Source organism: Psychrobacter sp. ASPA161_9, from assembly GCF_051970275.1.
GTDB lineage: Bacteria > Pseudomonadota > Gammaproteobacteria > Pseudomonadales > Moraxellaceae > Psychrobacter.
On sequence record NZ_JBEFNI010000007.1, the window covers coordinates 115,261 to 133,457 of the forward strand.

Sequence of the window (18,197 nt, forward strand, 5' to 3'; positions counted from 1 at the left end):
CATTATTACCTATATTCAAGTTAACAGTATCGCCATTCTACTTATACATAGAAACCAAATTTTCATAAACTATTTAGCGTTGGTTAACTATTGATTAACTTAGATATTTTTTGAAATATAAAACTAGCATTAGTTGAGTTATTGCTATAAATTAACAATAAATCTATATGGAAAAATATGAATATACCTTCTTATCTTTATTATCGGAGTGATTCAATACTGCGAGTAGTACAACTTCTGTTACTACCTATCCAAACCACCTACTAAGCCAAGATGGCTTCTCTAAAAGGATATAGCATTATGAAAACGGATTTTCTACCATGCTCAACGCTAAAAATCAGCACCCTTGCCTTAGCAATTGCCGCGGCAACACTGGGATCATTTTCTGCCTCAGCTGACGGAACTGCAGACTGTAATGCAAATGCTGGCGATCCAACTGCTCTAGAGTGCGGTGTTAATGCTACTGCAACGGGCGTAGATGCTCTTGCTGTTGGTACAGACTCGGCTGCAACCGGCAATTCCACCACTGCTGTGGGCGGTGAATCAGCTGCTACTGGTCCTGGTGCAACTGCCGTCGGTTGGCAGGCTGTCACTCAAGGAAATCGCTCAACAGCGCTAGGACACCAGACCTCCGCAATCGGTGTTCAATCAGTCGCCGTCGGTGAAGATGCAACTGCCACAGGCAATGGTGCAATCGCTATTGGCGGTAACAACGACGTAAATGATGACGGAATTTTGGACGAAGACGGTGTCGGTTCAAATGCCAATGGTAATGACGCTGTGGCAATTGGTGCTGGCGCCAGTGCTCAGGGCAACTCAACCACAGCAGTTGGCGGTGAATCAGTTGCTACTGGTCCTGGCGCAACGTCTATCGGCTGGCAATCAAGCGCAACAGCTGAACGTGCTCAAGCCTTTGGTCATCTAGCGAACGCTAGTGGCGAACGGTCTACGGCAGTTGGCGAAGCAGCAAACGCTGGTGGTACTAACGATACGGTCGCAATCGGTAATCAGGCGAACGCTGGTCTTAACTCTGCCACCGCAGTTGGTGGTCAAGCCAATGCAGCAGGCTTAGGTTCTACCTCTATCGGTTGGCAGTCAGAAGCTACTGCAGAACGTGCTCAGGCCTTTGGTCACTTAGCATCAGCAACTGGTTTGCGCTCAACTGCGGTTGGTGAAGCAGCCAGCGCCGAGTCAGACAACGCGATTGCCATCGGTAACAACTCAGTAGCCTCAGGTCTTGATGGCGTTGCGATAGGCGGAGACAGAAGTGGTGTCCGGCAAACAACAGCCTCTGGCACGTCATCAACGGCTGTCGGTGCGCAAGCCCAAGCAACTCAAGCGGGTGCTACCGCGATAGGTTGGCAATCAACTGCTAGCGCCGAGCGAGCTCAGGCCTTTGGTCATTTAGCCAATGCTAGTGGTGTGCGTTCTACGGCAGTCGGTGAAGCAGCTACCGCAGGCGGCTTAAACAGTATCGCTATCGGTAACCAAGCCTCCGCGGCAAGCGATAACCAGATAGCGCTGGGCGGCGCAGGTCAGCTGCAAGCAAGTACAACCTCACAATCAGGCAATACCAACATCGTCACCACCGATGCCAACGGCACTTTGGGTACTAGCGTCAGTGTAGACTCATTAGCAACATCTAGACAATTTAACGATTTACGCCGCCAATACGATCGTCAAGAAGATCGTTTGGATGAGGCAGAAGACGGTATCGCTATGGCCCTGTCTCTAGAAACCCCAGTCATTCCTTCAGGTAAGCGCTACGCTATGTCGTTTGGCACGGGTTATTATAACAGCAGCTCAGCACTAAGTACGTCTTTCGCAGGAAGACTCAGTGACAGCATGACCATCTCAGCAGGTGCTGGGGTTGGGCTAGATACGGGCAAAGTCGGCGCACGTGGCGGGGTTACCTTTGCTTGGTAGGATATGATTAACCTTAGTTAAATTAACTAAAATTAAGAAGGCCTCGCAATTGCGGGGTTTTTTGATAACTAAAAATGCTCAATTAGCACTCAGATTTATTTAGGATTGGCTACATATCTTATAGCTCTAAACTTTTTAAATAATACTTAGTTACTACTGTAAGTATAAAGATTCAACACCTTAAATTCAGTTTCTCTCGTCTCAATCATCGCCAGCATGCATTAAAATACAGCTAGTTTCTAAAATCCGACAGTCATTTTCCAGTAGATAAGTACAGCACTCATACTAAAAAACGAGCCAATGGTAGAGACGATGACGATAGCAGACATACGATTCACCAAACCATAGTGCTGACCGATGATAGCAATGGTAGAAAACACTGGAGCTGAAGCAAACAGCATAGCGACATATTTATCTTGTAGCGAGCCGCCAGATATTAATATTATGGCTAACAGCACCAGCAATGGGTGCAGCAGCAGCTTACCTAAGCCGATTGTGGTTATTTTTGGCAAATCGCCTTTTAACTCCAACCCATAAAGGCTCATACCGATTACAAACAGGGCAAGGGGTGCTGCAGCGCCAGTGAGTATCTGCGTGGTTTGGGCGACCACTTGCGGTACAGGAATACTAAAGATCGAGAATATCACACTGACCACTATCGCAATAATAAGCGGGTTACGAGTGAAGTTTTTGCCAATACCTAGTAGGACGCTTGCCAGCGACCTAGTTGAAGAAGGGTTCATCTCAGCCATTACAAACAGCATCGGCAAGATTAAAAGGCTTTCGATAAGCACGTTCATCGATAAGTAGGCGGCAGCCTTGCTAGACCCTATAACCATAGAAACGACAGCAAAGCCGATAAAGGCGCTGTTAGAAAACGAGAGCGCAGCGGAATTTAGAGCGGCGGAGATATTATCTTGTCGCCAAATGACTTTGGTGAGCACGATGCCAACCATAAAAGCCATGACTGAGCCTAATGCATAGGTAAGCAGATAGTGCGGTAATATGACTTCTTGAAAAGGCGTGCTAGCAATAGCGTTAAACATCAGCGCTGGCAGCGCAATATTCATCACCAGACTACCCATGCCTTTCGCATGCTTGGGGTCAATGACTTTGAAGCGTACACAGAAGTAGCCAAGCGCGATGATGATAAAAATAGGGGCAGTGATGTTAATAATATCTAACATAGTAGTGATTGCCCCTTGTAGGCATTGATACAGATGAGCACTGTTATAAACAATCGATTTTAGAATAAATATAAACCCAAAATCTAACGTCCTTCTTTAGCGACCTTTAAACTCAGCATTCCTTCTCTCAACCATCGCCATCGCACCCTCACGGGCATCTTCTGAGTGGAATAAATGCGGCAAATAGCTATGAATATTAGCCAATGCGGCCGCAGTTCCACTACGACTGACATCTTGTGCTGAGGACAGTAGACCTTGTACGCCCAGTGGTGCAGCTTTGCAAATCTCTTGTGCGATAGTCATTGCACGCTCGTATTCTTCGCCATTTGGCACCACTTCACTGACTAGATTAAGTCTATCTGCGGTTTGCGCGTCGAACGCCTTACCTGTGAGTAGATACGGCATGGCTTTTTGCCAGCCTGCTGCCTGTATGAAACGTACCGTTGCCCCACCAAATGGCATGATACCGCGCTGCACTTCCATCTGTGCAAAGTTGCAGTTATCACTAGCGATGACCACATCACTGTTTAGCATCAGCTCAATCCCAGCGGTAAAGCAGGTACCTTGTACCGCGACGACGACAGGCTTAGTACGTAATTTACCACTGATACCCCACGGGTCAATCTCGTCATCGCTAAATTCAAACGCGCCTTTATCCCACTTATCTTGTAACTCCATCAGATCAAGACCAGCGGTAAAATGCTCACCATGGGCAAATATCAGCGCACAACGTAGCTTATCATCGTTATCGTAATGAGTAAGTGCTTCAGATAATTGCTGAATCATATGACTGTCAAAGGCGTTGCGCTTATCGGCACGATTTAGTCCGATTAAGCAGATATAGCCGTCCGTTTCATAAGTGATGCGATTGTCTGTACTGTTATTACTTTCCGTAGTCATGGTATTTCCTTTTAAAGTTTACTCTTGTAAGGTCAGTGACATAGTTAGACTAACCCACAATAGATAAAGTATGGCTGGAAGAAATTTTTGCAGCCTCTGTCTGGCAAAGCGCACAGCAAGCAAAAAAACTTCTTCCAGCTATACGGAGATATAGACATTCATTTTGGATTGTATCTATGTAGAGTGTTTTTAGCATCGTTCACTTTCAATATAGACATACACCCCTTGCAACGCAAGCACCGTTTTAGCATTGCTATTCATAGCTGCCATCAATATCAGTTGACCTGATTTGCGATAAGTGCAACTATTATCCAAATTAAGACTTCACTCAGAGCATTTTATGGAATTTTGGCACGGTTTTTTGCTTATCACCAGCGTCCATCTACTCGCTGCTGCCTCCCCTGGCCCTGATTTTGTTTTGGTTTCACAGCAGACATTAGCAAAAGGTCGCCGCACTGGTTTGATTTGTAGTCTTGGTATTACCTTAGGTCTCGCCGTACATATTATCTATTCGGTGCTAGGACTAGCGACAGTAATCGCCCATTCGCAGCCATTACTCACCGCTATTAAATGGTTGGGTGGTAGTTATCTTATTTATCTTGGTTGGCAAGGTATTCAAGCCAAACCTAAAAAGCCGTCAGATTTAGCAGCATCAACAAATTCGGTAGACTCAGAAAATGTAGACATTGATGTTTCACAATTTGCACCTGCCAAGCAAGTACCGCCATTTAGTAACGAAAAATTATTAACAAAAAACCCTACTGCTAAAAACTTGTCTAAGAACCTGTCTAAGAAAGAACCTTCTACCAATACCGACTCAACTTTCGCTATTTTGCGTCGTGGCTTTTTTTGTAATGTGTTCAATCCAAAAGCACCAGTATATTTCGTAGCGATATTTACCCTTGTATTATCACCTGACATACCGCTATGGCAGTTAGCCATTTATGGCGTATGGATGATGGTATTGCAGATGGCATGGTTTAGCACCGTGGTAATGTTACTCTCCGTCCCTGCGATTCATCGTCGCTTTCAGCGTTTTGAGCATTGGATAGACCGCACATTGGGTACAGCGATGATAGTATTGGGATTAAACCTTATTTTACGCAGCCGATAACACATTAGTTACCCGCGAAATCTGCTAAAATGGTCGGTTATATTCAAACATCAAAGCCCCACACTATGACCAGCACCCCTTCAAACAGTAAACACAGAAATAGATCTCCAGCGACCGCGAAGAAACTCGGCCAATTGCATCCGCGCAATCCACATCAAGGTCGCTACGACTTTGCCGTATTGACTCGTGCCTTACCTGAGCTTGCCAAGCATACTATTACCAACCCTAATGGCGAGCCGACGATTAACTTCTCCGACCATCAGGCCGTACGAATGCTCAATCAGGCGCTATTGGCTCATTATTATGGCGTCAAGTTTTGGGACATTCCAGAAGGCTATCTCTGTCCGCCTATTCCTGGTCGTGCCGATTATATTCATTACATCGCTGACTTATTGGCTCAAACCACGCACATTAATGACGACAATACACCACCTACTGGTAAAGAAATCCACGCCCTCGATATTGGTACGGGTGCCAGTGCCATTTATCCAATTATTGGTAGCCAAAGCTACGGTTGGCGTTTTACGGCTAGCGATATCGACCCTATTTCGGTCAATACCGCAGCGCTTATTTGCGAAGCCAATGCGAAGTTAAAAGGTGCGGTTAAAGTAAAACTACAACCTGAGCCTAAACGTATTTTTAAGAATATTATCGGTCGCCAAGATTACTTTGATGTGGTCGTTTGCAACCCTCCATTTCATGCCTCATTAGAGGAAGCGATGGAAGCCAATACTCGCAAGCAGCACAATTTACAAAGACATCGCGGTAAGAATGAAAATGAGCAAATAAGCCGACACTCAACGAAGGCTGGTAATGCCGCGCAAAACCTAAACTTCGGTGGTCAGCATAAAGAGCTGTGGAGTGAGGGCGGTGAGATTGCCTTTTTGACCAAGATGGCAAAAGAGAGTCAGGACTTCGCCGAGCATGTCGGCTGGTTTACTACCCTCGTCTCAAAGTCTGAAAACGTTAAGCCACTACAGTTATTGTTAAAGCAACTCGATGTCGCTCAAATGCGCATTATTGAGATGAGTCAAGGGCAAAAAAACACCCGTATATTAGCATGGCGTTTTAACACTGACGAAGAATAATCGTTGGTCATATAAATGAAAAGTTTCACGTGAAACCAAAAAAGCACCGCTCTGGAGTCCAGAACGGTGCTTTTTATTGAGAAAATAAAATGTTTTTTTAGGCGAAAAACATAACTTTTAGCCCAATTGCGATAAGCACCAAGCCGCCCAACGCTTCCGCTTTATCCTCTAGCCATGTACCTGAGCGCCAACCCAGATAAACACCAAACAACCCAAATCCAGCGGTTACTAGCGCAATAATTAAACAAGCTAACCACGCATTAAGCGCCAATAAATTAAGGGTAAAGCCTGCTGCCATCGCATCAATGCTAGTCGCAATCGCGAGCGTAAACATGGTGCGTTGATTGATAGTTTGATGACCTTTATTAATGGCCTCAATAGTCGTAACTGCATTATTAGCATCGGCTTTTAGATGAAGCGCACTGTCTACCGCATCCTCCCCATCGCCAGCAAAAACCTCATAAAGCATTTTACTACCAAGACCGATAAGTATAATGCCCCCTATCCAAGGCGCAGCAGCAGCCAACCAACCTAAGAGTGCCGCACCTAATAAATAGCCGATAAGTGGCATCACGCCCTGCGCGATCCCAAAATATAACGCAGCATAGACAGCTAAACGCCATAAATATTGCTTACTCTGTTTTTGCGACTTAGCACCCAGTCCAATCGCGACTGCAAATGCGTCCATTGCTAGAGCAACGGCAAGTAACACGACTTCGATCATTTTATTTTTTCGCTTATACTAATAATTTATAATTGGGACACTTTAGAAAAGGTCTATAGTCGATTCAATTTAAAAAGAATTCAGCGCTGCTGGAATAAATCTTGCGAAGCCTCTGGAGTGCGAAGCGCACAGCAAGCAAGAAAAATTTATTCCAGCAGAACGCAATTCTTAATTAAGTTTCACGTGAAACAACTCTAATATCAAAAAACCACCGCCTTGAGTGTCAAAGCGGTGGTTTTTATTATTTAACAGTTATTAAGCAACTTTCATAGCCAATTTAAATATCTAAATTAGAGACTGTCAACGCATTCTCTTCAATGAAGATACGACGCGGCTCAACATGATCACCCATTAAACAAGTGAACATATGGTCGGCAGCGATAGCATCTTCAATCGTGACACGTAGCATACGACGGTTTTCAGGATCCATCGTAGTGTCCCAAAGCTGATCGGCGTTCATCTCACCTAGCCCTTTATAGCGCTGAACCGATAGACCACGACGCGCATCTAACATCATCTGTTGCCACAGATAATCAAAGTCACGTATTGGAATGTCCTTACTAGCGCTAGTACTATCGCGACGGATAAATGCGCTGTCCTCTAACAAAGTATTCCACTCGCTTGATAAGCGTAGCAGCTTGCTATATTCGCCCGAGTTAATAAAGCTAGAGTCGAGCAGATAATGATGTGCCAACTGATGCACATAGACGGTTATCCGTGGCAACCATTGTGCTTTAGTAGATAACGCTTCATTATTAGACGCTTCGCCTGCTTCAGCTTCTACTACTGGCTTCATACCCAATAAATCTGCTGCCGCTGCATCCATATTTTTCGGTTGCGGTGCATGAATATTGACCAACTCAATCTCAGGGCTCAAATCACTACCAAAGTTATTAAGCTGAGTTTGCATGGCTTCTTTCCATGTTTGCATAGCAGACTTATCATAAGTCATATCGGTGCTAAGCTTTGGCGTATGCGTCAAGGCGTCCAAAATAACTGCTGGAAAACGAATCTGCAAACGTGCTTTGATCAGCTGCGTTTGGTTATAGTCATTCAGTAGCGTCTCTAACGCTTGACCAGTAATGGCAGGCGCATCAGCACTGATATGTAGCTTAGTATTATCAATCGTCGATGACAATAGATAGGCTTTGAGTGCTTCGTCATCTTTGAGATATAACTCTTGACGACCTTTTTTCACTTTATATAACGGTGGTTGAGCAATATAAATATAACCACGCTCAATCAGCTCAGGCGTTTGACGGAAGAAGAAGGTCAACAGCAACGTACGAATGTGCGACCCATCGACGTCCGCATCGGTCATGATGATAATTTTATGATAACGTACTTTATCAGGGTTATACTCATCAGGGCCAATACCGCAACCAAGCGCAGTGATTAGGTTGCCTACTTCAGCAGATGATAACATCTTGTCAAAACGTGCACGCTCAACGTTTAAAATTTTACCTTTTAATGGCAAAATTGCTTGGGTCTTACGGCTACGACCTTGCTTAGCTGAACCACCTGCAGAGTCACCCTCCACAATATAAAGTTCTGATAAGGCTGGATCTTTTTCTTGGCAGTCAGCCAATTTACCAGGCAGACCTGCGATATCCAAAGTAGTCTTACGACGCGTCATTTCACGTGCTTTACGAGCTGCATCACGTGCACGAGCTGCATCGATGATCTTACCAGCAATCGCTTTACCAGCACTTGGGTTCTCTTGCAGATAGTCATTGAACTTATCATGCATCGCTGATTCAACAGCAGATTTAACTTCGCTCGATACCAGCTTATCTTTGGTCTGACTTGAGAATTTTGGATCAGGCACTTTAACCGATACAATTGCAGTCAAGCCTTCACGAGCATCATCACCCGTAGCAGTTACTTTTTCTTTTTTGAATAAGTTTTCACGGTCCATATAACTGTTTAGACAACGAGTTAATGCCGAGCGAAAACCTGACAAATGCGTACCGCCATCACGCTGTGGAATATTATTGGTAAAGCACAATACTTTTTCGTTATAAGTATCTGTCCACTGTAGCGCGACTTCGACACTGATACCGTCGGCCTGCTCACTGTTAAAGTGAAATATCTCATTGACGCTGTCTTTGCCCGCATTGATATAGCTGACAAACTCCGACAATCCGCCTTTGTGTTCAAACTCATGACGCTTATCAATACGCTCATCCGTTAAGACGATGCGCACGCCCGAATTAAGAAAAGATAATTCACGTAAACGCTTAGCTAAGATGTCATATTCAAAGATGGTACCCGTAAAGACATCGGTACTAGGATAAAAGCGGATCTGAGTACCCGTTCTATCAGTTGCTTCCATTTGTTGAATGTCAGCATCAGGCACGCCATCGGTATAAGTCTGATGATAGTGATAACCTTCACGCCAAATATTCATTTCAAGCTTTTTAGACAAAGCGTTAACCACGGAGACACCTACACCGTGTAGACCGCCTGAGACTTTATAGCTGTTATCATCGAACTTACCGCCAGCATGCAGTACTGTCATAATAACCTGTGCTGCCGATACGCCTTCTTCTGGATGGATATCGACAGGGACGCCGCGACCATTATCGCTAACACTCACTGACTCATCTTCATGAATGATGATATCAATCTGATCACAATGACCAGCAAGTGCCTCATCGATAGAGTTATCCACTACCTCAAAGACCATATGATGCAAGCCTGTGCCATCATCGGTATCACCGATATACATACCAGGACGCACGCGCACCGCTTCTAACCCGCGCAATACACGAATATCTTTGGAGCTATAATCAGATGGAAGTCCTTCAGGAACAACAGCGGAGGCAACAGTCTCAATGACAATATCTGACACCATAGTATCTGACGTCAGTTGTTCGTAATCGGTAGGTAATGAATCACTCATGTGCATTCCTTAATCTAGCCATAATCAGCCATATATCATCAGCTCACCACTACGGTGACACCTTATGACGTTATCTTAGACTTAACGTTTTACGGTCGAAATCTTTAATGCGTATTATTAGCTAAAACACTGTTAGCTAAAGCTTTGTAACATGTAATATAGACTTAAAACTAGTACCTCAGTTTTAAGTCAAAGCTTCCGTTTTGTTTTAAACATTATTGAAGCTCGATAAAAAACGAAACGTATAGTTATCAAACACTTAAAAGCTTATAGATAATAAAAAACATCTATATAAATTCACAAAATAACTTGCTGAGAATAGGACAAAAATAAAGCCCCATTTTAGCATTTTTTTGCTTCTAAGTCACTGTTTACTGAGAGTTTTATCACTACCCCTTGGTCTCTGAAGATAATAATGATTATAAGAAGACGGTAGGATAAATAACGAACAGTTTGGGAGGTAGATAGGGTTTAAAAGAAGATAATTGAGAGTGAAAAATAAAGATATAAGTAAAGATATAAGTAAAGATATCTATCGAAAATCAGGTTAAAAAAGATAATACGCTACTCAAAAAATAAGACATTACCTAAAACGAGTAATTTCACCCTGTTTCACATGAAACACTTTAGGTTCTGACCAGTACTGATGCACTAAGGGTAAAATATCATCCATCAAACTGGTCATAAACACCTGACATGGTAGCTGCGCTAAAGTCAACAGTAATATCTCTATTGCTCTGCTATCTAGCTCTGCAGTAATATCATCTAGCAGTACTACTGGTGTCACTCTTGATTGAAAATCGCTGTTAGATGAAGAGACGCCTTTTTCAGTTTCGAGCAACAGTGGTAACTGAGACAAACGCAAAGCAGTAATCAACAGCTTTTTTTCACCGCGAGATAACACATTAGCTGCCTGCTCTTTTAAGACAGGCAGTTTAGGATTCGCTTCAACTTTTGATACTTTTCCTATATTTTCATCTTCACTGAAACTTGTCTTTTCTACTGAATCGATAGAACGCCAATGCACGTGAATATCGGCACGGTGGTTACCAATACGAGTATATCCTAACTGTAAATCCTGCTCTAGCCGCTCATTGAGCTGTACGTCTAGCCCAACATTAGTATCATAGCCAGCGTTATAACTCAGGCTCAATTGATCCGCATAAGCAGGCAATAACTGAGCGATACTTTGAGCAAAATAAGGCTGCCATTCAGTAAATATCCGTTCACGATAATGATGGATAAGTGCGGCATGATTACTAAGACCTTTGTCCCATGACTTTAGCTCAGCAAGCTGTACTTGAGTCAAATGACGCGTCTTTTTTAGCAAACTATTGCGCTGTTTTAATAGTCGTTGATAAGCAACCCATTGTGGATGAAAGCCCTGTTTCATGTGAAACACTAGCCAGTCTAATAATTGTCGACGGCTAGCACTACCCTGCTCTAACATATCCATCGTGGATGGATCTATCAGTAACGTTGGTAGCTGTTCAGTTAAGATACTTTGATTATAAACGGTGTTTTGATTAAGACGTAGAAGTGTTGTAGCATCGGCTTGTTTCTGGATAGCTAATGTACTGTTATCGTTGAGCTTAGCATGTACGATGGTAGTATTCTGATGGTGCTGAATATAACGTTTAGGCTGATGGTGGCGAAAGCTTTTACCTCTTGAAAGTAAAAATATAGCTTCAAGTAATGATGTTTTGCCACTACCATTTGCACCGATGATGACGTTGCAAGCAGCACACTCTAGATCGACCTGAGTTAAATTACGCAGATGTGAAACTTGTAGACGTTCAATCATAGTACCGACAGCCGCCTATTTTATAACTTGCTTAATAGCAGGCAAAAGTTTAATTCAATAGCAATTTTCTTAGTGATTTAGAGTTAGACTTTAAACGTAGAAACTTGCTAAAAACCGTTATACGAAGAAAGTTTTACAGCCTAACTCACCGTCTTTTTAAAAACCAAAAATGCTATACGCAAAATACTATATACGCATTGGCATGATGACATATTGATGGAACTCATCATTAAGCTGATTGACCAGCACTGAGGCATTTGATTGGCTCATATGCATTTGTAGATCACCTTGGATCACGCCTAAAACATCTTGTAGATAAGCTGCATTAAATGACAGCTCCATCGGCTCACCTTGATACTTAGCTTGTATCATCTCGACGGCTTCATCTTGCTCAGCGTTATTAGCACGGACTTCTACCATACCGTCGCTGGCAAAATTAAAGACTACACCACGTGATTTTTCGTTACTTAAAATCGCGACACGGCGTAGCACATCAGTCATTTTTTCTTGATTGAATAAGGCCAGCTTATCGGTATTACTTGGCATAACGCGGCGATAATCAGGGAACTTGCCATCAATCAAACGCGCGGTAAAAGTAACCATTAAGTTTTGACTCACCTGTCCTGCACTATCAACTTCACCAAATGGTAGGCTAACTTGCAAGAATTCACGACCGAAGCTTAAAGTAACCGGATTATCTTGATCGCCAAGCATCTTACCAAGCTCAGACGCCAAACGCTCAAGCTCAATCACTGCTTTACGTGGCAAGATAGCCTGCATATTAAGATCAGCACTTACATCGATGACACTACGCGCCAACGCTAGTCTGTGCCCATCGGTAGCAACCGTAGTTAGTTGCTGCTGTGAAACATCAAATAGCATACCCGTTAGATAATAGCGTACATCCTGAATTGCCATCGCAAACTGGGTTTTATGAATCAGATCAGTAAGACGACTACGGCTGATGGTCAACGGTGTAATATTTTCTGGATTACCCAAGCTTGGATAATCTTCGCTAGGCAACGTACCTAAAGTAAAGCGACTCTTACCACTAGTCAGCAAGCAGCGCTCGTTTTCTTGAGTGGCAAGGTTAACTTGTGCTTGGTTAGGTAGTGATTTACAGATATCTCTTAACTTAGTAGCTGGTAAAGTCGTTGTACCTGCTTCAACACAAGCACCAACCGGCAATTTCAATGTCGATGTCAGCTCTACTTCTAAATCAGAGGCGGTTAAAATAAGCTCAGATTCAGACAACTGCAGCTTAATATTACCCAAGATAACCATATTATGGCGCTTGTCAGCAGCCTTGGCGATCAAGTTAATAGCTTTTAGTAACGACTCTCGATTAATCGATAATTGCATGCTTAGTTACTCTTATTTGAATGATTCTTTTTATAATGATATAGATAATGGTTCGATACTGTCCACCTAATATAATCCATATAGTAGATAGATGCTGAGACTATTATAAACCATATCACCCTACTAAAACATAGTGATCCTAGGCTCCTCTAAGCCGCTTGTAACATCAGCGCTAGCGTCTTATAGTCCTTATCGAATGCAGGATCCGCTGCTCGTAGTTGATTAACTTTATCACAAGCATGCATCACCGTTGTATGGTCACGTCCACCAAATGACTGTCCAATCTCTGGAAAGCTATCACCTGTTAACTCACGTGCTAATGCCATCGCTATTTGACGGGGTCTTGCAATACTACGAGTACGTTTACGCCCCATGATATCTTTAACTGTTACATCATAGTACTCAGCGACAACTTTACGAATATTGTCCATATTGACCGCTTGTACGCGCATAGCGACGATATCTTTTAGCGCATATTGCACCATCTCAAGAGTAATCGGCGCTCCAGTCAAATTAGCGTTTGCAAACACCTGATTCAATGCACCTTCCAAACGCCTAACATTTGAAACGACATTTTGAGCAATAAATAACGCGCATTCTTTAGGAAGTGCCATTCCATAAGATGCCGCTTTCTTTTGTAAGATTTGCATGCGAGTGTCGATTTCTGGAGGATCAACAGCTACCGTCAATCCCCAAGAAAAACGCGATCTAAAACGTTCGTCGAATTCAGTCATCTGCGATGGGTGACGATCAGAAGCCAAAATCAACTGCTTATCACCACTAGTAAAATCAGCAAATAAAGTCAAAAACTCATTGCTGCTTTTAGTCTTTCCAGCTAATACGTGAATATCATCTACAATTAATAAATCTACTTTTTTTATTTTCTTTTTAAAATCTTCTATTTTATTATTTCTTAATGAATAAACTAATTGATTAATAAATTTTTCAGAAGTGAAATAATAAAAACTTCTATTATTTTTTAAATAGCGATGTGCTACAGAATGCATTAAATGCGTTTTTCCCAATCCTGAAGGACCGTATATAAATAAAGGATTGTGACGATTCTTTGATTGGCGCTTACTAAGCTCATAACATGCCTTGTAAGCTAAATTATTAGACTTACCGGTGACAAAGGTTTCGAAGGTAAAATCAGGGTTAAGATAACTTAATGACTTAGCATCGGCTGAGTCGACCAATTCTGCATGACGCGTGTTGGCATCAATATCTGCTCTAGCAATATTATTATGCGTCGTTTCAAAATTGTGATCTGTAAGGGTAGGGGAGGGCTTATCTTCTGCAAATAAGGAACCTGACTCAAGCTGATTATTATCTTCAATGTCACGGCCAGCGTTATCAACACGCACAATAACTTCTTCAATACTGCCTTGGCTATGCTTAGCTACCAGCTGCTGAATATCATGCAAATGGTTTTTTTTGATATACGTTACAAAGTAATCATTAGGGGCAAGAATAATAAGTGTCTGCGCTTCTTGATGTGCTGATAGTGGTCTTAACCACATAGTAAATACATTATCTTTAACGTGATAACGTAAATCGTTTAGGCATTTATCCCAAATAGCTGCTGTATCTATCATGAAAAGTACGAACCCCATAACCTAAAATAAATAAGTGTGCATCAACGCTTTTGCTTGTAACTCTTTAGTCGCTATAACTTATGCGTACTGCATAAAAGTAATAGCGTTGAACAAGCCAAAACCGCACATCAAGCTGGGGGCTAATTTAACACAGATAGCCTGTGGATAACATCCTGTTTTTTGTGGATAAGACTGTGGACAGTTTTGTGGATAAGTCAATAAGCCAAGTTATCCATATTTCACCCACAGGTTATCCACAAGTTTACCCATAGCTTAGTATCTTGATAACAAACAATAAATTCGACTTAACCACAGATAATATGGTCCCCAATAACAACAATACTTATATATATTAATTAATTAGTTATTATAAAGTTCGACTAATTCTGTGGGTAACTTTCGCACAAGATACCTATCAAATAGATATTTAACCATTCAATTTAACAAATAATAAGTGAGTAAAAACTGGTCATCACTTGAATAAAAATGATGGGTTAATAACACAGTAAATTAGTTTATTGACCAAAATATAATGGAATGGTATAATCCTCCGTTATTACGAATTTAGTCCATTATTTTGATAGGTGAGTTATGAAACGTACATTCCAACCAAGCGTGATCAAGCGTAAACGTACTCACGGTTTCCGTGCTCGTATGGCAACTAAAAAAGGCCGTCAGGTCTTAGCTCGTCGCCGCGCTAAAGGACGTCATCGCCTTACTGTATAATCAGTAGATTGCGATAAGCATGGCTAATAGTGCTTGTTGTGTATTTATTAATTATAGATTGCGATAGTCAATCATCACAACTGACACGTAGCCATATATTAAAAGCGCCCACATCGGCGCTTTTTTTGTTTCTACATTTTACTATTACATCTGATGTTGTCATTAGCTTCTATTTTAGGTTGTACTATGCCCAATACTAACTCAGCTACACCTACCGCCCGCTTCACTAAAGAGCAACGTCTACTGACGCCTGCTGCCTTTCGTGAGGTATTTGATGCACCTGAGCGTAAGCTCCATCAGAGTCATTTAATGGCTTTCGTACGCACTAATACTCATGAGCAACCACGTGTGGGCATGGCTATTACTAAACGCAAAGTACCTACTGCTGTTGCTAGGAATTTAATTAAACGTCAAATACGTGAGCAGTTTCGAACAAAGTCTTTTATATTAGAAAATAAAGATATTGTATTTATTGTTAAAAAATCTATAAAAGGTATAGATAATAAAGAATTAAAAAATCAAATAAATAATATATTTAAAAAAATAGAAAAAAAATAAAATGAATTATTTTTTTAAAAATAAAAAAAAATTTATTTATAAGTTTTTATATATCTTAATTATTTTTTATCAAAAGGTAATAAGTCCAATATTACCTGCCCGTTGTCGTTATTATCCAACGTGTTCGAACTATGGCAAACAGGCTTTGGCATGGCATGGGGTTCGGGCAGGGAGCTGGCTGCTGTTAAAACGTATTGGAAGCTGTCATCCTTTAGGTGGGCATGGTATTGATTTTGTACCCTTACCTTTAGCGTCTTATAGTTATCAATATCTACCCTCTACTACATTAGTTAATGTCAGGGCACAAGGGTTTGGGGTGTACAAAGATAGCCAGAGTTATGTTTCACGTTTAAACTACTTGATGAAGTCAATCTCTTAAGGTGCGCCACAATAGACTCCTTATTATGTTTGCTGTTGGCATATTATTTCATCACTTCTATTTAGTTACCCACAAGTTATCCACACTCTTGGTATCATTCGAGACGAAATTTTAGTAAAATGATGCACATTTTATGTAAATGACTACCAATACAGTTGTCAGTTATGAATATAGCTGTGCTGTAAAGTCAGGACACATGCCCTAATTTTTCATTCCCTAATTTTTTAATCTAGGAAAGGTTTATGCAAAAGATATTTCGGGTGATGATCATCATTGCGATGCTAATCACCGCTTATCTGCTGATTTTGGCATGGCGAGATGATTATGCCGATGCACCAGCTGTAGACACTGCGCCAGAAGCTGCAACGTCAGTAGGTGCTGACATTCCATCTACTACCGGTGCAGCAGGTGATATTCCAGTGCAGACATCACCTGTCGATACTGGTGCTGTGACTACGACACCTGCTAAAAATTCAGGTCTAATCACGGTAACGACTGATCGCTATGACATCAAAATCAATCCAGAAGGCGGCGACATCGTCTATGCTGCTCTTAAGCAGTATGACGCTACGCTCGATAGCGATGAGCCTTTCGTATTGTTAGAGAATAACAGCAATCGTGTTTACGTCGCTCAATCTGGTCTAATTGGTCAAGATGGTATTGATACAGCAGAAGGCCGTGCTAATTACAGCCATACTGCTAGCAATTATGCGATGAAGGAAGGGCAAAAAACGTTGTCAGTACCGCTAACTTATAAAAAAGATGGCGTGACAATTACCAAGACTTTTACCTTCACCCAAGATAAATATCCTATTGATATTAGTTATCAGATCCAAAACGCTTCTGCGAATGCTTGGCAAGGTCAAATGTTTGCACAGTTAAAACGCGACGATAGTAAAGATCCTGGTATGTCTGATAAAGGTGCGCTGAGCATGGCGACCTATTTGGGCGGCGCTTGGGGTACACCTGACGATCCCTATAATAAGCTGAAGTTTGGCAAGTTTAGCGATGGTGAGTTGACTACTACCAGTGACAAAGGTTGGGTTGGAATAGTGCAGCATTATTTTGTATCTGCATGGACCCCTGAAAACTTTACAGGTAAATTCTTTAGTCGTGAAACTGGTAGTGATTATTTTATTGGCTTTAATAGTCAGCCTGTCAATGTTGCGCCTAACAAGCAAGTAACGTTAAATGCAACATTATATGCAGGACCAAAAGTACAGTCTGAGCTTAAAGACGTAGCTGTAGGTCTGAACAAGACCGTTGATTATGGACTATTATGGCCAATATCAAAAATCTTATTCGCCATACTTGATGGTATCCACAAAATCATTGGTAACTGGGGTTGGTCAATTATTGTTCTGACTATCTTGGTTAAATTTGCCTTAATGTGGTTCTCTAATAAGAGCTACTATTCGATGGCAAAGATGCGAGCTATTGCACCGAGATTGGCGGCGCTTAAAGAAGAGCATGGCGACGATAGAATGAAAATGTCGCAAGAAATGATGGGCATTTATAAAGAAGAAAAAGTCAATCCAATGGCAGGTTGTTTGCCAATATTGATGCAGATGCCGATTTTCTTAGCGTTATATTGGGTATTGGTCGAAAGTGTTGAGCTGCGTCATGCACCATGGATCTTGTGGATTCAGGATTTATCAGCGATGGATCCGTGGTTTATATTGCCATTACTGATGGGTGCGTCAATGTTTGTACAGCAGCAGCTAAACCCGCAGCCAGCTGATCCAATGCAAGCGAAAGTCATGAAGTTTTTACCGATTATCTTTACCGCTTTCATGCTGTTCTTCCCAGCAGGTCTAGTATTGTACTGGACGGTGAACAACTTATTTAGTATGACGCATCAATACATTGTGAACAAAAAAGTAGAAGAAGAGCAAAAACAACGTACTGTTAAAGTTCTTGATTGATAGC

At 41.9% G+C, this 18,197-nt stretch carries 14 protein-coding genes; 7 read left to right on the forward strand and 7 right to left on the reverse strand.

Features of this window, described 5'->3' with window-relative positions; translation table 11 throughout:
• The first annotated feature begins 300 nt into the window (after window positions 1-300).
• On the forward strand, window positions 301-1,926 hold the full coding sequence (locus tag ACTQ9S_RS09530; RefSeq protein WP_440454807.1) for a hypothetical protein: 1,626 nt from the start codon (window positions 301-303) through the stop codon (window positions 1,924-1,926).
• A 239-nt stretch (window positions 1,927-2,165) separates the two neighbouring features.
• Here the strand turns inward: ACTQ9S_RS09530 and ACTQ9S_RS09535 are convergent, their stop codons facing one another.
• Both ACTQ9S_RS09535 and ACTQ9S_RS09540 read right to left on the reverse strand, forming a co-directional pair.
• The gene (locus ACTQ9S_RS09535) at window positions 2,166-3,113 is read right to left on the reverse strand and encodes an AEC family transporter (RefSeq protein ID WP_440454808.1); all 948 of its coding nucleotides are present in this window, start codon (window positions 3,111-3,113) and stop codon (window positions 2,166-2,168) included.
• Window positions 3,114-3,209: 96 nt separating this feature from the next.
• The gene (locus tag ACTQ9S_RS09540) at window positions 3,210-4,013 is read right to left on the reverse strand and encodes a crotonase/enoyl-CoA hydratase family protein (RefSeq protein WP_440454809.1); all 804 of its coding nucleotides are present in this window, start codon (window positions 4,011-4,013) and stop codon (window positions 3,210-3,212) included.
• A gap of 340 nt (window positions 4,014-4,353) precedes the next feature.
• Here ACTQ9S_RS09540 and ACTQ9S_RS09545 point away from each other — a divergent pair, with 340 nt between their 5' ends.
• Together ACTQ9S_RS09545 and rlmF are read left to right on the forward strand one after the other, a co-directional pair.
• Window positions 4,354-5,127: a LysE family translocator gene (locus ACTQ9S_RS09545; RefSeq protein WP_440454810.1), complete on the forward strand. Its 774-nt coding sequence runs from the start codon at window positions 4,354-4,356 to the stop codon at window positions 5,125-5,127.
• Window positions 5,128-5,156: 29 nt separating this feature from the next.
• Window positions 5,157-6,215 carry a 23S rRNA (adenine(1618)-N(6))-methyltransferase RlmF gene (gene rlmF, locus ACTQ9S_RS09550; RefSeq protein ID WP_440454811.1) on the forward strand — a complete coding sequence of 353 codons (1,059 nt, stop codon included), beginning with the start codon at window positions 5,157-5,159 and terminating at the stop codon, window positions 6,213-6,215.
• Between the two features lie 97 nt (window positions 6,216-6,312).
• Here rlmF and ACTQ9S_RS09555 read toward each other — a convergent pair whose 3' ends face one another.
• From ACTQ9S_RS09555 to dnaA, 5 genes are all read right to left on the reverse strand, one after another.
• Window positions 6,313-6,939: a manganese efflux pump MntP gene (locus ACTQ9S_RS09555; RefSeq protein ID WP_440454812.1), complete on the reverse strand. Its 627-nt coding sequence runs from the start codon at window positions 6,937-6,939 to the stop codon at window positions 6,313-6,315.
• Window positions 6,940-7,216: 277 nt separating this feature from the next.
• The gene (gene gyrB, locus ACTQ9S_RS09560; RefSeq protein ID WP_440454813.1) at window positions 7,217-9,844 is read right to left on the reverse strand and encodes a DNA topoisomerase (ATP-hydrolyzing) subunit B; all 2,628 of its coding nucleotides are present in this window, start codon (window positions 9,842-9,844) and stop codon (window positions 7,217-7,219) included.
• 583 nt (window positions 9,845-10,427) lie between these two features.
• On the reverse strand, window positions 10,428-11,648 hold the full coding sequence (gene recF, locus ACTQ9S_RS09565) for a DNA replication/repair protein RecF (protein WP_440454814.1): 1,221 nt from the start codon (window positions 11,646-11,648) through the stop codon (window positions 10,428-10,430).
• A 186-nt stretch (window positions 11,649-11,834) separates the two neighbouring features.
• Window positions 11,835-13,010 carry a DNA polymerase III subunit beta gene (gene dnaN, locus ACTQ9S_RS09570; RefSeq protein WP_068033534.1) on the reverse strand — a complete coding sequence of 392 codons (1,176 nt, stop codon included), beginning with the start codon at window positions 13,008-13,010 and terminating at the stop codon, window positions 11,835-11,837.
• A gap of 149 nt (window positions 13,011-13,159) precedes the next feature.
• The gene (dnaA, locus tag ACTQ9S_RS09575; protein WP_068038810.1) at window positions 13,160-14,605 is read right to left on the reverse strand and encodes a chromosomal replication initiator protein DnaA; all 1,446 of its coding nucleotides are present in this window, start codon (window positions 14,603-14,605) and stop codon (window positions 13,160-13,162) included.
• A gap of 591 nt (window positions 14,606-15,196) precedes the next feature.
• Here dnaA and rpmH point away from each other — a divergent pair.
• The 4 genes from rpmH to yidC all read left to right on the forward strand — a co-directional run bounded on the left by rpmH (window position 15,197) and on the right by yidC (window position 18,193).
• Window positions 15,197-15,331 (forward strand): 50S ribosomal protein L34, encoded by a 135-nt coding sequence (rpmH, locus tag ACTQ9S_RS09580; RefSeq protein ID WP_007394757.1) that lies wholly within the window; start codon window positions 15,197-15,199, stop codon window positions 15,329-15,331.
• Window positions 15,332-15,517: 186 nt separating this feature from the next.
• Window positions 15,518-15,889 carry a ribonuclease P protein component gene (rnpA, locus tag ACTQ9S_RS09585; protein WP_068038808.1) on the forward strand — a complete coding sequence of 124 codons (372 nt, stop codon included), beginning with the start codon at window positions 15,518-15,520 and terminating at the stop codon, window positions 15,887-15,889.
• A gap of 1 nt (window position 15,890) precedes the next feature.
• Entirely contained in the window at window positions 15,891-16,268 is a 378-nt protein-coding gene (gene yidD / locus ACTQ9S_RS09590; RefSeq protein ID WP_440454815.1) for a membrane protein insertion efficiency factor YidD, read from the forward strand.
• A gap of 242 nt (window positions 16,269-16,510) precedes the next feature.
• Entirely contained in the window at window positions 16,511-18,193 is a 1,683-nt protein-coding gene (gene yidC / locus ACTQ9S_RS09595; RefSeq protein WP_068329975.1) for a membrane protein insertase YidC, read from the forward strand.
• Window positions 18,194-18,197 lie beyond the last annotated feature (4 nt).

Excerpts from the sequence above, each read along its gene's own strand:
- ACTQ9S_RS09530 (WP_440454807.1), top strand. The coding sequence starts at position 301 with ATGAAAACGGATTTTCTACCATGCTCAACGCTAAAAATCAGCACCCTT.
- ACTQ9S_RS09535 (WP_440454808.1), bottom strand. The coding sequence starts at position 3,113 with ATGTTAGATATTATTAACATCACTGCCCCTATTTTTATCATCATCGCG.
- ACTQ9S_RS09540 (WP_440454809.1), bottom strand. The coding sequence starts at position 4,013 with ATGACTACGGAAAGTAATAACAGTACAGACAATCGCATCACTTATGAA.
- ACTQ9S_RS09545 (WP_440454810.1), top strand. The coding sequence starts at position 4,354 with ATGGAATTTTGGCACGGTTTTTTGCTTATCACCAGCGTCCATCTACTC.
- rlmF (WP_440454811.1), top strand. The coding sequence starts at position 5,157 with ATGGTCGGTTATATTCAAACATCAAAGCCCCACACTATGACCAGCACC.
- ACTQ9S_RS09555 (WP_440454812.1), bottom strand. The coding sequence starts at position 6,939 with ATGATCGAAGTCGTGTTACTTGCCGTTGCTCTAGCAATGGACGCATTT.
- gyrB (WP_440454813.1), bottom strand. The coding sequence starts at position 9,844 with ATGAGTGATTCATTACCTACCGATTACGAACAACTGACGTCAGATACT.
- recF (WP_440454814.1), bottom strand. The coding sequence starts at position 11,648 with ATGATTGAACGTCTACAAGTTTCACATCTGCGTAATTTAACTCAGGTC.
- dnaN (WP_068033534.1), bottom strand. The coding sequence starts at position 13,010 with ATGCAATTATCGATTAATCGAGAGTCGTTACTAAAAGCTATTAACTTG.
- dnaA (WP_068038810.1), bottom strand. The coding sequence starts at position 14,605 with ATGATAGATACAGCAGCTATTTGGGATAAATGCCTAAACGATTTACGT.
- rpmH (WP_007394757.1), top strand. The coding sequence starts at position 15,197 with ATGAAACGTACATTCCAACCAAGCGTGATCAAGCGTAAACGTACTCAC.
- rnpA (WP_068038808.1), top strand. The coding sequence starts at position 15,518 with ATGCCCAATACTAACTCAGCTACACCTACCGCCCGCTTCACTAAAGAG.
- yidD (WP_440454815.1), top strand. The coding sequence starts at position 15,891 with ATGAATTATTTTTTTAAAAATAAAAAAAAATTTATTTATAAGTTTTTA.
- yidC (WP_068329975.1), top strand. The coding sequence starts at position 16,511 with ATGCAAAAGATATTTCGGGTGATGATCATCATTGCGATGCTAATCACC.